Source organism: Brakhagea baltica (genome assembly GCF_052161605.1).
Taxonomy (GTDB): Bacteria; Planctomycetota; Planctomycetia; order Pirellulales; family Pirellulaceae; genus JBKCUI01.
In genome coordinates this window covers 3,661,875-3,675,968 of the sequence record NZ_CP197409.1, presented here as the reverse complement: position 1 = coordinate 3,675,968, position 14,094 = coordinate 3,661,875, and the positions used below count along the sequence as shown (strand labels likewise).

11 protein-coding genes are annotated in these 14,094 nt (G+C 52.2%); 3 read left to right on the top strand and 8 right to left on the bottom strand.

Features of this window, described 5'->3' with window-relative positions; all coding sequences use genetic code 11:
* Nucleotides 1-23 precede the first annotated feature (23 nt).
* The 3 genes from nrfD to SH449x_RS14005 are packed head-to-tail and all read right to left on the bottom strand — an operon-like array spanning nt 24 to nt 5,471.
* The gene (gene nrfD / locus SH449x_RS14015; RefSeq protein ID WP_482376690.1) at nt 24-1,487 is read right to left on the bottom strand and encodes an NrfD/PsrC family molybdoenzyme membrane anchor subunit; all 1,464 of its coding nucleotides are present in this window, start codon (nt 1,485-1,487) and stop codon (nt 24-26) included.
* Nucleotides 1,471-4,776 (bottom strand): TAT-variant-translocated molybdopterin oxidoreductase, encoded by a 3,306-nt coding sequence (locus SH449x_RS14010; RefSeq protein ID WP_482376689.1) that lies wholly within the window; start codon nt 4,774-4,776, stop codon nt 1,471-1,473. Before SH449x_RS14010 ends, nrfD begins: the two co-directional genes overlap by 17 nt.
* Nucleotides 4,773-5,471 (bottom strand): cytochrome c3 family protein, encoded by a 699-nt coding sequence (locus SH449x_RS14005; RefSeq protein WP_482376688.1) that lies wholly within the window; start codon nt 5,469-5,471, stop codon nt 4,773-4,775. Before SH449x_RS14005 ends, SH449x_RS14010 begins: the two co-directional genes overlap by 4 nt.
* A 605-nt stretch (nt 5,472-6,076) precedes the next feature.
* Here SH449x_RS14005 and SH449x_RS14000 point away from each other — a divergent pair.
* Nucleotides 6,077-6,619, top strand: a complete 543-nt coding sequence (locus tag SH449x_RS14000) for a PepSY domain-containing protein (protein ID WP_482376687.1) — start codon at nt 6,077-6,079, stop codon at nt 6,617-6,619.
* Nucleotides 6,620-6,626: 7 nt separating this feature from the next.
* On the top strand, nt 6,627-7,769 hold the full coding sequence (locus SH449x_RS13995; protein ID WP_482376686.1) for a hypothetical protein: 1,143 nt from the start codon (nt 6,627-6,629) through the stop codon (nt 7,767-7,769).
* 45 nt (nt 7,770-7,814) lie between these two features.
* On the opposite strand, the gene SH449x_RS13990 is transcribed toward SH449x_RS13995, so the two are convergent.
* From SH449x_RS13990 to SH449x_RS13970, 5 genes are all read right to left on the bottom strand, one after another.
* A complete protein-coding gene (locus SH449x_RS13990) occupies nt 7,815-9,032 on the bottom strand; it encodes an efflux RND transporter periplasmic adaptor subunit (RefSeq protein WP_482376685.1) in 1,218 nt (405 codons plus the stop codon).
* Nucleotides 9,029-11,410 carry an FtsX-like permease family protein gene (locus SH449x_RS13985; protein WP_482376684.1) on the bottom strand — a complete coding sequence of 794 codons (2,382 nt, stop codon included), beginning with the start codon at nt 11,408-11,410 and terminating at the stop codon, nt 9,029-9,031. The genes SH449x_RS13990 and SH449x_RS13985 overlap by 4 nt, the downstream gene beginning before the upstream one ends.
* A 1-nt stretch (nt 11,411) precedes the next feature.
* Entirely contained in the window at nt 11,412-12,122 is a 711-nt protein-coding gene (locus tag SH449x_RS13980; protein ID WP_482376683.1) for an ABC transporter ATP-binding protein, read from the bottom strand.
* 193 nt (nt 12,123-12,315) lie between these two features.
* Entirely contained in the window at nt 12,316-12,666 is a 351-nt protein-coding gene (locus tag SH449x_RS13975) for a hypothetical protein (protein ID WP_482376682.1), read from the bottom strand.
* 130 nt (nt 12,667-12,796) lie between these two features.
* Complete coding sequence (locus SH449x_RS13970; RefSeq protein ID WP_482376681.1) at nt 12,797-13,888, bottom strand: tetratricopeptide repeat protein; 1,092 nt, start codon at nt 13,886-13,888, stop codon at nt 12,797-12,799.
* 101 nt (nt 13,889-13,989) lie between these two features.
* Between SH449x_RS13970 and SH449x_RS13965 the strand changes: the two genes are divergently transcribed.
* Entirely contained in the window at nt 13,990-14,088 is a 99-nt protein-coding gene (locus SH449x_RS13965) for a DUF7249 family protein (protein ID WP_482376680.1), read from the top strand.
* The last annotated feature ends 6 nt before the right edge of the window (nt 14,089-14,094 follow it).

Below are 14,094 nucleotides of genomic sequence, written 5' to 3'. Positions count from 1 at the left end.
GCTTTAGTAAATTAATCGAACTCTTAGTGGTGCTGACCGTGGCCAGAAGTGTGAACCCCTAGCAGTTCGTCTTGTGCATGACGAGCGTGAACGTCTGCGGACATAACCCCCTTCACTTCCGACATGGCTATTGTCGGCAAGTAACGGCAGAACAACAGGAACAACGACATGAACACGCCGAAGCTGCCGAAGAACATCAAGCCGTCAAAGATCGTGGGACTGAAGTAACCCCACGAGCTTGGCAAGTAGTCACGACTGAGTGAGGTAACCGTAATAACAAACCGCTCAAACCACATACCAATATTGACGAATATACAAATCACAACCATCCAGAACGGCGATGTACGCAGCTTCTTGAACCAAAACAGTTGCGGGGAAATCACGTTACACGAAACCATGATCCAGTAGGCCCACCAATAGGGACCGAACGCACGGTTAATGAACACAAAGCCTTCGTATGGATTCTTGCTATACCAAGCGATAAAGAACTCGGTGCCGTAGGCTAAACCAACCAGCGAACCAGTCGCCAGGATGATTTTGTTCATGTTGTCCAAGTGCCGGAGGGTAATCAAGTTTTCCAGCTTGTAAATCTTCCTCATCGGGACGAGCAGCGTAACCACCATCGCGAAACCGGAGAAAATAGCACCTGCAACGAAGTACGGTGGGAAGATGGTCGTGTGCCAACCGATGACCTGCGAAACCGCGAAGTCAAAACTAACAACCGTGTGCACGGACAAAACCAACGGAGCCGCAAGTGCTGCCAACAAGGTATAGGCTTTTTCATAGCGAAGCCAATGCCGAGATGATCCGGTCCAACCCAGGCAGAGGAGCGAATAGACAAGACGCATCATCTTCGTCTTCGATCGGTCGCGATAGGTCGCCAAGTCAGGAATCATACCCATGTACCAGAACACCAACGAAGTCGAAGCATACGTTCCGACGGCGAAAACGTCCCAAAGAAGTGGACTCCGGAATTGAGGCCACATCCAGAGGTTCAAACTTGGATACGGCAATAACCAAAACGCTAACCACGCACGTCCAACGTGAATCCCTGGATAAATCCCTGCACAAACCACCGCGAAGATAGTCATTGCTTCAGCAGCACGGTTGATACTCGTTCGCCAGTTCTGCCGGAACAAGAACAAAATCGCGGAAATCAGCGTACCCGCGTGTCCAATCCCAACCCAGAAAACGAAGTTAACGATCGGCCACGCCCAGAAGACTGGATTCATGTTCCCCCAGATACCAACCCCCATGTAGAGGAGGAATCCGATTAAGCCTAGAAACATGGTTGCGGTCACGGCGGAGAAACCGAACAGGATATACCACAACAACGGTTGCGGTGCCTCCGCAACATTGCAGACCATCTCAGTAACAGAACTGTATGTCTGATTACCGGTGATCAGCGGCGCACGTTGCCCAGGAACATCCTCGGTGTTGTCGATTTCGCGGGGATTATACGATGCGATGTTAGCTGTGGTGGCCATGGTCACCTGATTCGTGTGAGTGGTCGTCCGAGTGACCGTGGTGATCTCTACCAGGTCGGCTCGGATTTACTTGGGTAGCTGTCTGTAAACGCTTCGGTACGTTTCGAACCTTCGCGAGATACAAAGTTCGTGGCTTGATGTTCAGTTCCTCGAGAACCGCATAAGAACGTGGATCATGATGCGACTTGTAAACTCGACTCGTCTTATCGTGAAGATCGCCGAACGTTATTGCATGAGATGGACACGCTTGTTGGCAAGCGGTGATAACGTCACCATCATGCACCCTGCCGTCTCCCTTGGTCTTTGCCGTGATCTTGCCGTTCTGAACCCTTTGGATGCAGTACGTGCACTTCTCCATTACACCACGTCCACGTACAGTGACCTCAGGGTTGAGAACCAACGATTGTAGCTTGGCCGAAGCTTTTTCTCGGTTATCGGTCCAACCGTAGTTGTAACCGTATTGCTCGACATAGCTAAAGTAATTAAACCGTCGCACTTTCGTCGGGCAGTTGTTACCGCAGTATCGTGTACCGATGCAGCGGTTGTAAGCCATGGCATTGATGCCTTCCTCAGTGTGCACCGTAGCCGCTACCGGGCAAACTTGCTCGCAAGGAGCAGTTTCACAGTGGGAGCACATCATCGGCTGCGTCACAATGGTTGGATCCACAGGATCCCGGAATGATCCCTTTTCCTTCGTCGCAGCTTCGTCGCAAACGAAATAACGGTCGAGCCGCAACCAGTGCATCTCCCGGCCCTTGCGAACCTGCTCTTTTCCGACGATCGGTACGTTATTTTCGGATTGACAAGCAATCACACAAGCATTGCAACCCGTGCACTTGTTCAGATCAATCGCCATCCCCCACTTGTAATTTATATCTACTGCGGGCTCCTCCCACAAAGATTTCATGGGTAGGTGATGCTCAACCGTATGATACGCGAATTTAGCATCCTCTTTATATTCGTCGAGCGTTCCTTCTCGAACCAAAGCAGGAGCTCGTCTGGCACCCTCACGCATGCCGAGTTCATCTTCAATCGCGAAGTGATCTTGCGTGGTGGCCAGGGGATACGGAGTCGTCGTATTCTTGGCCTCGACACTCGTGTAAATCGCTGCCTGGTTCCAGCGGCGGAAGGAGGCGATATTGGTCCCAACCTCACTACCGTTCACCCCAGCCTTGCCTTTAGCACGGCCATAGCCCAGATTGACGGTGAAAGAACCTTCGGCGTGTCCAGGAACCACGAATACGGGCAATACAACACTCGCATCGCCAACTCGCAAGTTCGCCAGTTCCCCTTGCTTAAGGCCAAGTTCTCGAGCAGTGCTGATACTGCAAATGGCGGCGTTGTCCCAAGTTAACTTCGTGATCGGCTGCGGGCACTCTTGCAACCAACCGTTGTTTGCCAACCGCCCGTCGTAGACCGTCTCGCTAGGACGAATCACGACCTCTAACTGTTTTTTATCGAGTCCTAGTGAAACCTCACCATCCGGCAATTCATTTGCCGAAACCGAAACGGAGTCGGCATCCGCAGTTGCCGCAAAGGATAGTTCACCCGAAAACGGCGTCAAAGCGCTTCCCGCGAGGTAACCGCTGTGCAAAGTCTCTTTCCAGAGTCTCTCGCTTAGCGTGCCACCCGCTACCGCCTTGGCGGTGTCCATGACATATTCCATGCCGGACGAGAACGGTATCCCGCTCAACATCGCGAGGAACTCAATAGCGGACTTGCTGTCGAGCAACGGATCGATCAGTGGTTGTCCAACCCCATACGTTCCATCCACGTTCCGGACGTCCCCCCAAACCTCGAACGGATGGGCAGCCGGTACCGTCCAGCGACAGACCTCAGCCGTCTCGTCGTCGTGATTCCCCCAGTAGACCGAGTCCTTGATCTTCTCGATCGCACTGGACAAAGCAACGTCACCTGCAACAGAGAAAACAGGGTTGTTGGCGAGAATCCAAACCGTACTAAACGAACTCGCTTGAGCCACGAACTCGTCCAACTTAAGAGTGGATACCTCTCCCATTTCGTCAGGAGCATTGTAAATCTTGACGGTCTTGCCAAGATTGCCGAGCTTTTGGTTGATACGCAAAGCAGCCAACTGAACGTTCAAATCCAGGTGGGAACCTACCGCGAGGATCGCCTCTCCCTTGTGCTTGAGAAGATCGCTAGCGATACATTCAATCACTCGTGTCACCTTGCTAGCATCATCTAGCTTGTTGTACAGAGTTTCCTCGGCTTTGTCTTCAACGATGGTTCCCGCGTCGATCGCCGCCTCGAGCTTCTTCAGGAAAACACCCATTTGTCTTGACTGCAAAGCCAGCCGGAAATCAGCCGCCGAGCCCGTAACCGAGTACTGCGACTCGAGAACGTACAAACGGTTGACCCACTCGCCTTCTGGATTGCGATGATTAGCAAATTGCCGCGCGTGGTGCACGCCGTTGGCATCCGAACCTAGCAAGTCGGCATCCAAACTGACAATCACTTTGGCTCGATCAATGTCTAGGCTGACTGACCCGCCTGAAGCACCGACCGCGTCGAGAGCCTTAGCTACTTTGCCGGTGTATACCGACTCGTATTTCACCATTGTGGCTTTAGGGTACATAGCCTTTACGTCGGCCAACGCTCGACGCAAAGATGGACTTTGGGTTGGTTCGAACAGGATCGCTAACCCCTCACCCTGAGACGCAGTCAGTGCTGTTCGTTGGCCGTTAACAAATTCCGTGAGGGCGTCCCATGCAGCCGACTTATTTGCCGACTCTTCGCCATTGAACTTCCTGGGAGCCGATTTCGCACTCTCTCGCAACAGCGGATGCGCTACTCGATCCTGGTCGTACAACGACAGGATCGAAGCCTGAGTTATTGCAGTCGTTCCAGCCGAACGCAGCTTTTTGTTCTCGGTGAAATCTGTAGGCTGCGAGTTCGCGTAAGCTGGGTGGTCTGGGTTGCCGTCGACCTTAATCGGACGCCCCTCAATGTTCGTCATCAAAGCATTGACTACGCTGCCAGCCCATTCGAAGTTGGTTGCGAAGAACTCTGGAAGCCCCGGAACGCGACCCTCGGGGCGAATTACGAAGGCTCCTATTTCCTCGCGCTGATACCGACAGCCCGCTACGCCGCCGAGCGCCAGCGACGCTCCCATCATTTGAATCCATCGACGCCGCGAAACTCCTTCTGGGAACTCCGAAGCCGCTTGCGGAAACTCGCGAGTTAAGAACTGCTGAAACTCAGGAGTTTGCTGCAGCTCGTCGACGCTACGAAAATATCGTTGCTGATGCTCTTTACCGGTGAGGCTCATCGGTGACACACTGCGCAGTTGGTTTGAGGGTTGATGTTGTTTTCTTCAACAAGCTTCTTGCCCAATGCAAGCTGCTCTTCTTCGGAGTCTAGACTCCATCCCAGATTCGTTACCTCTTCCACAGGTCGAATATGAGGGGCGGGATTGCGGTGACAATTGATGCACCAAGTCATCGATTGGTCTTCGGCTTGATACACGACATCCATCTTGTCAACGCGACCGTGGCAAGTCACACAAGAAACACCACGGGCGATATGAATCGCATGATTAAAGTAGACATAATCCGGCAAGCGGTGTATCCGCACCCAGTCGATCGACTCACCCGTCCGCCAGCTTTCATGAACTGGACGAAGCTTTCTGCTCTCGGCATGGACCGCCGAAAGGGTCGGGGCTTCGCCAGCAGCCGTCTTGGGACTGTGGCAATTGATACACGTTTGGGTTGGGGGAATCGACGAGTGAGCTGACTTATCTACCGAGTTGTGGCAGTACCGGCAGTCCATTTTCAGCTGGCCAGCATGGAGCGCGTGACTAAATGGCACAGGCTGCTCCGGTCGGTATTTCGTGTTGAGCGTAACCGGACTGGTCGCCCCAAGGAACAACACACCAGCATAAGCCCCGCCGCCAGCGATCAACACGCCGACCAACGCCAGGAACTTATTGGTCCATCGAGGAAACAGGAATCTTTGGGTTGTCATGAGTAGTTAACGGGACAGTGGTATCCAACGGTTCGACTCGTCAAGCACGCATAGGAAACATTGGGCCGCATCCACTCTTTTGATGCCCCCCAACGTGGTGACTTCAGCAAAGCGGAACAGTGTAGCGACCTTATTTCCGTAACATGCCGCAAAAAAATGCAAACGACTGCTTCAAAAAATCTTACAATCCCAGAGACATCTTGGCTGTCGAGCCCCTGCCAAGTTGCTCTTGTTCGCGGACACGAGCCGAAACTCCTATCCTCTTTGTTCTGCAAAAGGGTATTTATTGCAGAGGTTTTACCCAGCGTTTGCAATTTTTGCACGAGTTTACAGAGTACCTTAACGTAGCGAAAGGCATGTAACGCAAGTTAACGCCCTGAAGCCGCTCGTTTCGGCATAATTGATACCGAAATCCCTTGTTTCTGTTGCCTGTTTTTAGATCTGACAAATAGTCGCATCCGATGTAGCGATTGTGCGAACTGTGCTAACTAGCTCGCCCGAAGCGCGTCGCTCTGGGGCGAAGTTATCAAGTAGGAATGCCTGCTGAGCCATGCTAAAGTGGAGCCTGGTAAGCAAACGTTTTCCCCGTGGCCCGCTTTCATGCTATGAAACCCCATCTACTTAACCGCCGAATTCACTATTGGTTGACCCTCCTCGTTGCTCTTCCCTTACTGATCGTGGTATCAACGGGGCTGATGCTCCAGGTCAAAAAGCAGTGGGCTTGGGTGCAACCTCCGGAAAAGAAGGGAACGGGCAAGGTACCCGCGATCCCCTTTGAAGAAATGCTCCAGCGGGTACAGTCTCACCAAGGCTTTGAGGAGTTCCAGTGGAAAGACGTTCAACGCATCGATGTTCGACCCTCAAAGGGGATCACAAAGCTGCTGCTTCGGGGGGACTGGGAAATGCAACTCGATTCGATTTCCGGGGAAATTCTGCAAGTCGCCATTCGCCGATCGGATTGGATCGAATCACTCCACGACGGTTCGTATTTTCTTGGCGACTACACCAAGCTGGGGCTGTTTCTCCCGGCGGCCGTCGGGCTGTTGCTTATGCTGCTATCCGGGGTGTGGCTTTTCTGGCAACCGATTGCAGCCAAACGTAAGAAACGCAAACTAAAATCCCAGGCCTCCAAGCCTACCCCAACCTAGGCCAACCATGAAAACTCAACAACCCTCGCATGAACTGATCTCGCGACCTGAGGAACTAAGGCCTGAGACGACTTGGACGGAGACAAAGTGGGCGTGGACGGCCGAGGAAGACCTTATCGACCATCAGTCACGTCCCAGGCTTTGTGCTGCTGCCCTGCTTCCCTTCCGAGAGGAGGAGCCCGACTGGGATGGCTTTCTAGCCAGCATCCACTGGATGCTTCATTCGGCCCAGCACTACGGTGTTGAATTGGTCCCTGTTCTGAATGCAGACACCGGATACATTTTTCAGCTAAGCAATGACCTCTACGCTGAAGTGCTACAAAGGTTTCGGGCTGAATTCCCAACCACCAAGTTCATCGTCGGAGTCACGGCACGCGGCGGGGAAGCGGATTCGCATTTTCGAGCCGATCGCTATAGACCTCTCCTGGATCTCGCACAAGAACACGACCACTGCGAAATCATGATCATGACCTCCCGTTGGCTCAATACGCTCGATCCGCAAAGACGGCGAGATGGATATTTTGAGATCGCGGAATGGCTGGAGCGACCTGGTATTGTTCATGCCTTGGAGCCCTCTTTCGTTTCCTGGGCTACTCCCTTTGAGCCTTGGCTGCTCTGGCAACTAGCGAGTCATCCTAAGTTTATAGGTGGCAAAGTCAGCACCCTCGACGAGCCGCACTTCCTATATTGGGCCGCGATGTGCCGCGATCTCTCGCTCAGCTTTTCCCCTCACAGTGGAGACGACTTCGGCATCGCAACAGCCATCAAGATCGGCATGCCGCTGCTCATCGGAGCTGCCAGCAGCTGCGCGCCTCTGGTGTGTGCTGCAAAGGATATGTGGCTGGACAACAGCGTGGCAGAAAAGAAGTTCCCCACCTCAGCCGGTCGATTTGATACCAGGGTTTACAAATTGTTTGAAGCTCTACAGTCGTTTGAAGATCAGGTTTTTCGATTTGACTTCCAAGGCAGCGTCGCAGCATACAAACACAGCACAGCTCATGCGCTGAAGAATCTCGGCATCATCCAACACACCGATACTCACCCGGAATGTTCCGATCGCCGGGATGCCGCCGAATCTGCCACGATGCAAAGCGGCATGATCCGACCTCGTCGTATGGCAGCCAGACTAGAAATCCCATTCTTTGAGTGATGCTGTTTACCTATCGCGTAATCTGCTCTCGTTGAAACGGTGCCCTCAGCGTACGGGAGAACCGCTGGCAAGAACCTTAACACCGTCTAGCACGTTATCTGGGGGATGAAGTATCACGGCATCTCCCTCGGTCACACCGGATACGATCTCTGCTTCCCTGCCATTGTTGTATCCGACTTCGACCGCCACGAGTTCCGCCCGCTGATTTCGAACTCGAAAAAGATGCCATTGATTCCGGAGTCGAAACAATGCTCCCGTGGGAACTTTCAAAGACGATGGGCTGGAGAAACGGGTCACGATGCGAGCTTCAATTCGATACCCGTCACCAAGGGATTTCCACTCGTCCCATGGATCCTCAAAATCGGCGATCACCCTGACTCGTTTTTCTTCGACCCCTAACGCAGAAACCTTAAGAAATGCTGCGGGCTCGACTAATCGTACCGTACCCTTCAAAATCGTTTCTCCGCCCCAGTAGTCAATCATTACCCTGGAACCGGGGATAATTCCTACGGCATGCTGGGAAAGCACCTCGATTTCGAGCTCCAGGTCTCTCGGGTCTCCGATTTCTAAAATAGGAGTCCCCGCTGTTATGACACCGGAGTCGATTTGCATAACTCGCAAGACTCGTCCGTCAATCGGTGAGATAACTCGCAGCACCGACTCGGCTTGATTCTGACTAAAGTCGGATACGGTCAGTAGGGCTGCCCTCGCCATCTGGTTTTCATACGTGCGAGCCTTAACCCGGTACTCGGCGGTCCGCACTGCGGCTTGAGCCATTTGAAATCCATGCAAGGCCTCTTCAAACTCTGCATCGGAAATCGATTTTGTTTCTATCAAACTGAGCACTCGGTCGTATCGCTGCTTCGCTAGTTCCTTGTCTGCCTCGGCAATAGCAAGTGCCGCGTTCGCTTCGTTGACGGCTGCTTCCGATGCTTTCACGCGAGCTTCGGACTCTGCAACCACACGAACGTCCAAGAGAGCGGGGTCTACCGGAAGAAATCGCAACAACTCCGTTTCACCTCGCGCGACCGTGTCGCCTGCACGCAGAATGACACGCAACTGCTTACCTGTGACCGGGGCTGTGATGACGTATTTCTCCCGAATGCGTGTCTCACCGATGCCATCCACCGTAACCTGTACTGAGCCTCGCGATACCCCAGCGACTTCTACGGAAACCGCTGATGGCCAATATCCAAACACCAATAGAGCGATCAGTCCGCACCCACCGAGAAACCAAGCGATCTGTTTGCGAAACGATTTCATGAAATCTTTTCCTTGAGGACTGCCAATAAATCGATCTTTAAACTCATGCGATACACGACTATAGATGCTAGCATCGCTGCACCACTGAGAATCAATGTGGCATCCATATAGGTGCGTCGAGAAATGATGAGTGGAAAGCGATGCGTTTCCGTATCCAGCGATAAAGTGACGATGTAACTTAACAGAGTACCTATCGGCAATCCGATCGGAATAGCCAACATTGTCAGCAAGGCCAACTCACCTACCAGCACCATCGCGACCTCTCGCTTTGAGAACCCGAGCACTCGCAATGTCGCCAGGTCCCGCTGGCTATCCAAAAGATTGATCAACGCCGAATTGTACATCACACCACAAGCAATCAAACATCCAAACAAGGCATTGATCAAACGCATGACACGAGTCGTGCTGTCGATGAGTTCTTGGAAATTCTCCTTCGATGCTCGATTGTCCAGAACGCTAGCGATCTCAGGTGTCTCTTTAATCTCTTTGTACATCTCGCTTGTGCGATTTCGATCGATCTGAAGAAACACACCTGAGATTCGCTCTCCCTCCTGCAGAAGTCGATGGAGATCCAATCGAGCCATATAAGCGGCCGGGTCGGTGAAGTTGGGAAAGACCGCTGTGATAGGAACGACTCGAATGCGAAAATCGGTCTCGCTGATCTCAATCTCGACCTCGTCTCCAAGTCGGACTTGCAGCTTGTCTGCCAGATTTTGCGTGATGGTGAGACCGCCACTTATGCCAACCGTGATCGGTTGTCGTTCGGCATCTAGTACCCGAAACAGTTCCGAGTCGGGCTCCAGTCCGAGGATCGCCAAGCGATGCTCGCGAGATCCATTCCGCATCCGAACAGGTACCGATCGAAAAGGCTCGACGTGGATCACACCCGTTATGTGCTTTGCATCTAGCATGGACTCTTTAGCTAGTGGATCGCGAAAAGAAATCATAATGTCCTGCCGTTGCGAACGACCAAACTGTGTGTCCATCACGAAGTCGATTGTCCCCTCCAAAAAGGAACCAACGACCAGGATGGCGATCCCAAAGGCTATTCCCAACAGCGAAAACCCTGTAGTCGTCGGCTTGGAGCTCAATCGACGCAAGATCAAGCGAACGAGAATCGGCAAGTAACGGCCTAGTCGATGGCTGTCAAACCAATGCGTTCCGATGCGCATCGGTGATTCTGGACGCATAGCGGTTGCAGGTTGCAGTCGTACCGCATGACGCAATGCAGAAAAACCTCCAAGGATTGCAGTCGAACCCGCAATGATCACGGCAACAATCAATTGCGGATAGGCAATCAGATATTGGGGCTCCGGAAATCGGAAGAACTGGAGATAAAGATCGATGGTCCACCAAGATAACCGAACCCCTATCGCTATACCGACAAAAATTCCCACTCCGAGCGGCAAAGCGATGAGTTTCAGATAGTGTCTAACGATGTCAATTTCACGGTATCCAAAGGCTCGCAGCATTGCAATTTGATCTGTTTGCTGTTTCACTAAGCGGGTCAAAATGATGTGGAAAAGAAAAGCCGTCACCGCCAGAAAAATGGAGGGTGTGATCAGCGACATGCTCGCCATCTGATGCAATTCATCCGAGACACGCTGGTCTGACTCTTGCTCGCTACGAGTGTCGACACCGCGGCAACCATAGCGTCGCAACAGCCGTTCCATTTCCTCCATCACTATGCGAGGTGAAGCATCTGCGAAAAGGGTCACAGATATTTGATTGATCGCCCCATCCATATTGAACGCTGCTTCCATTTGCTGGCGATGCATCCAAAACACCCCAAAGCGTCTGTTGTCGGTTAAGAGCATGCCTGGTTGAACAGCGTAGATATACTCTGGCGACAAGCCGATCCCCACTATCGATAAACGCTCCCGTTTGCCTCCGATATTAGCGACCAAGGTATCACCAGGATTCAGCTGATGTGCTTCGGCAAACGGTTCACTGATGACGATCTCGTTCCGTTCGCGGGCCGAGGGGAAACGCCCTCTGGATAACGCCAAATCATTGAGACGATTTCCCGATTCTCGTTCGATGGAAACCAAACGGCATGAAGCCGGCTCAATCATGCCCGGAATATCTAGCAGAGCCGGTTGGACGATACGCCCCTCCGCTCGGTCTACCCCTGGAACGGCGGCAATACGCTCTACAATACCTTCCGGTGCGCGAACAAACCAAGCGAACAGATCGGCGAATCGATACTCTTTGTAATAAATCTGGCGACTCGTTTGCAAGGAATGAGCCGTGCTGGTGGACATAACAAACAACGCAATGCCGCAGGCCAAAAGCAAGCTGATGGCTAACCACTGCCGCCATAGCTTGGTCAAATCGCTCAACAACATCCGATCCAAAGGACGAACGCGAGGCTTCATCTCACCACTCCAATTGGTCGGCGGATAGCTTGTTCGAATTGGCGACGATTTGGCTGATCTGCCCATCGACCATGTAGATGACGCGGTCCGCCATATTGGCGATGGTCGCGTTATGCGTTATGACGACGGTAAGTGTACCGAGCTGACGATTTACTTCTGCAATTGCGTTGAGTACAACGATCCCAGTTTTCAAGTCAAGCGCACCGGTCGGCTCATCGCACAGCAATATGGATGGACGTTTGCCGATCGCGCGCGCAATTGCGACTCGCTGCTGTTCGCCCCCAGACATTTGCGAGGGATAGTGATGAGCACGATCACCTAATTGAACGAGCTGTAATGCTTCCAGTGGTTCCATGGGTTCCGGAGCAAGCTCCGTGACGATAGCAACGTTTTCCATGGCAGTCAGGCCAGCGATCAAATTGTAAAATTGAAAGACAAAGCCGACGTGGTCCCGCCGGTACTTCGTTCGCTCTGATTCATCCGCATGAGATAGATCCCAATCGCGAAATCGAACATGCCCTTGGCTCGGTAGATCCAAGCCTCCTAAGATATTCAGCAAAGTTGATTTGCCACTTCCGGACGCCCCCAGAATCACGACGAACTCGCCGGGATATAGATCGATATCTACACCTCTCAGCGCATAGACGGACACCTCTCCCATTGGGTAGACCTTGGTAATAGCTCGGGTTTGCAAGAGGGGGGAGGAAGTCATGATGGGTCATCTTGGGACGGCGCCAGATACCACAGTTTACATGATCCTACTACGACATGGGATCGTTTTCGTTTCTTAAGTTTTCCCAGGGGCGCGCTTCGTGACCCTGAGCTTTGATGTCGAGCCCCGTTGGGGTTGGTGAGCATCGGTACTTTGTTCAATACCTCTCGCTAATCGCCATAGCATTCGGCGGTCAGTTTCGCAGAGTATCCTCCACAAGAGCTGGCAAACAGAGACGGTGAGCAAACCGAACTCTCTTCAAACCGCTCCGGAGATAGCGGCTGTTTCGCGAAGACTTGCGTAAGTTGTTGCCAGGAAACATGTTGCGACGAATTCCGTCAATGCGTCTCCAATCGAAATCACATAACCTCGGAAAGCCAACAACTTTGCTTAGGCGATAGGGATTCGAATCCTTCAAATGGGCAAGTGCTCGTTCTCCTTTTCCTTTGCCAACGTAAAACACCGATTCATCTCGAGGATCTATGTAGAGATAGACATAGAACCCCAATTTCTGTTGCACCGAAGAAGGAATACGCGTAGGCATGGCAACGAGTTCAATCAGCTAAGAGGTGAAAACGAATCATAAAAGAAAGATCATCCGAGGGTTCAGCCCATGCTTTTTGGATTTTACTGTTCGACGCCATGTTGTTATGCCCTGCTTCTTCAACGAGCAATTAATCTTGGCCTTTGAACATGGCCAACGCTTTTGCATATTCTTTAGAAAAGTCGATTCCTGCGTTGACTCCTGGTAGATAACGTTGCATGGCAACGTACATGTAGCATACGGCTTTGAGCCCTGAAAAATCGCCATCGATGGAGCGGAACGTATAACGAACCTCGGGATTGTTGATATCCAGCCCTTGTTCACCTTTCGTCGCAATCTCAAGCATAATCTGCTTGATCTGGTCATCTTTCATCTTGGCGAAGCTTTGCAAAGCACCTAGGCAGTAAAAGACCGCATCTCGGCGTTCTCCAAGCACCTCGTTTTGTCGTAGCGTCGATTCTGCTAACTTAGTGAGGGCGCTTCGTGCGGCATCACCGATCTGCGAATTCGGAGTCAACTCTATGACCTGACGAAATGCGGCGTCTGCTTCTGCCGATTGCCCCTCCGCCATAAAAGCTTCGCCCAGGCCGTACCATCCAACCGGTTCACTGGGCACCAGTTGTGTGAGCCTTTGAAAACAGGGGATGGCTTCATTTGTTCTTCCGGTTTTCGCAAGTGCCCCACCTAGATTGCGATGTGCATACGGGTTTTCGGGCTCCAGCTCGCATGCCTTACGAAGCCTTGCTAAAGCATCCTCCGTGCGACCAGCTCTTAAGAGAGCGACTCCGAGTGAAATGAAACCGTTGGCGGATTTCGGATCCAATTCGACCAACTTGGTCAGAAGATCGATAGCTTCTGTGAGTTCCTTTTTGTCACTCAACGCCATCCCGAGGTTAAAGAGCATCACCTCGTTCTCTGGGTCGATAGCTTGTATTGCTCGGAACAGTCGGATCCCTCCTTCATAGTCGCCGTTATTCAGCAATTTAACGGCACGTTCGGCGAGGTTTTCGTTCCCGTCTGCGGACCACTCGACCTCGATCAGTTCTGGTCCTACGATGATTCGGGTTTCAATGCCAAAATCGGCAAATTCTGTGGTCAGGTGCTCTTGTATCCACAGCCCGTAATCGGGTGAGCGAGAGTCTCGTTTGCCAGGCGGAAGCAGATTCGAATCGAAGCTATCGATCGGAATTAGAGCTTTGTTTGGCCGTGGATCTGAACGCATTTACTTGGATTTTCCGAGAAATCGAGTGACTGGTCGAAAGCGCACCTTCGACGCCGTTTTCAAGCGTACTCGAGCACCCCCGCGCATAGGAAAACTCCATTGTGACAGAATCCGACGCTTCGTACAACGGATGGACGAACTACGAAACCTGGGCTGTCAATCTTTGGCTGGGCAACGACGAGAGCCCTGGGACATCGTAGCCGTCT

Excerpts from the sequence above, each read along its gene's own strand:
- nrfD (WP_482376690.1), bottom strand. The coding sequence starts at position 1,487 with ATGGCCACCACAGCTAACATCGCATCGTATAATCCCCGCGAAATCGAC.
- SH449x_RS14010 (WP_482376689.1), bottom strand. The coding sequence starts at position 4,776 with ATGAGCCTCACCGGTAAAGAGCATCAGCAACGATATTTTCGTAGCGTC.
- SH449x_RS14005 (WP_482376688.1), bottom strand. The coding sequence starts at position 5,471 with ATGACAACCCAAAGATTCCTGTTTCCTCGATGGACCAATAAGTTCCTG.
- SH449x_RS14000 (WP_482376687.1), top strand. The coding sequence starts at position 6,077 with ATGAAACCCCATCTACTTAACCGCCGAATTCACTATTGGTTGACCCTC.
- SH449x_RS13995 (WP_482376686.1), top strand. The coding sequence starts at position 6,627 with ATGAAAACTCAACAACCCTCGCATGAACTGATCTCGCGACCTGAGGAA.
- SH449x_RS13990 (WP_482376685.1), bottom strand. The coding sequence starts at position 9,032 with ATGAAATCGTTTCGCAAACAGATCGCTTGGTTTCTCGGTGGGTGCGGA.
- SH449x_RS13985 (WP_482376684.1), bottom strand. The coding sequence starts at position 11,410 with ATGAAGCCTCGCGTTCGTCCTTTGGATCGGATGTTGTTGAGCGATTTG.
- SH449x_RS13980 (WP_482376683.1), bottom strand. The coding sequence starts at position 12,122 with ATGACTTCCTCCCCCCTCTTGCAAACCCGAGCTATTACCAAGGTCTAC.
- SH449x_RS13975 (WP_482376682.1), bottom strand. The coding sequence starts at position 12,666 with ATGCCTACGCGTATTCCTTCTTCGGTGCAACAGAAATTGGGGTTCTAT.
- SH449x_RS13970 (WP_482376681.1), bottom strand. The coding sequence starts at position 13,888 with ATGCGTTCAGATCCACGGCCAAACAAAGCTCTAATTCCGATCGATAGC.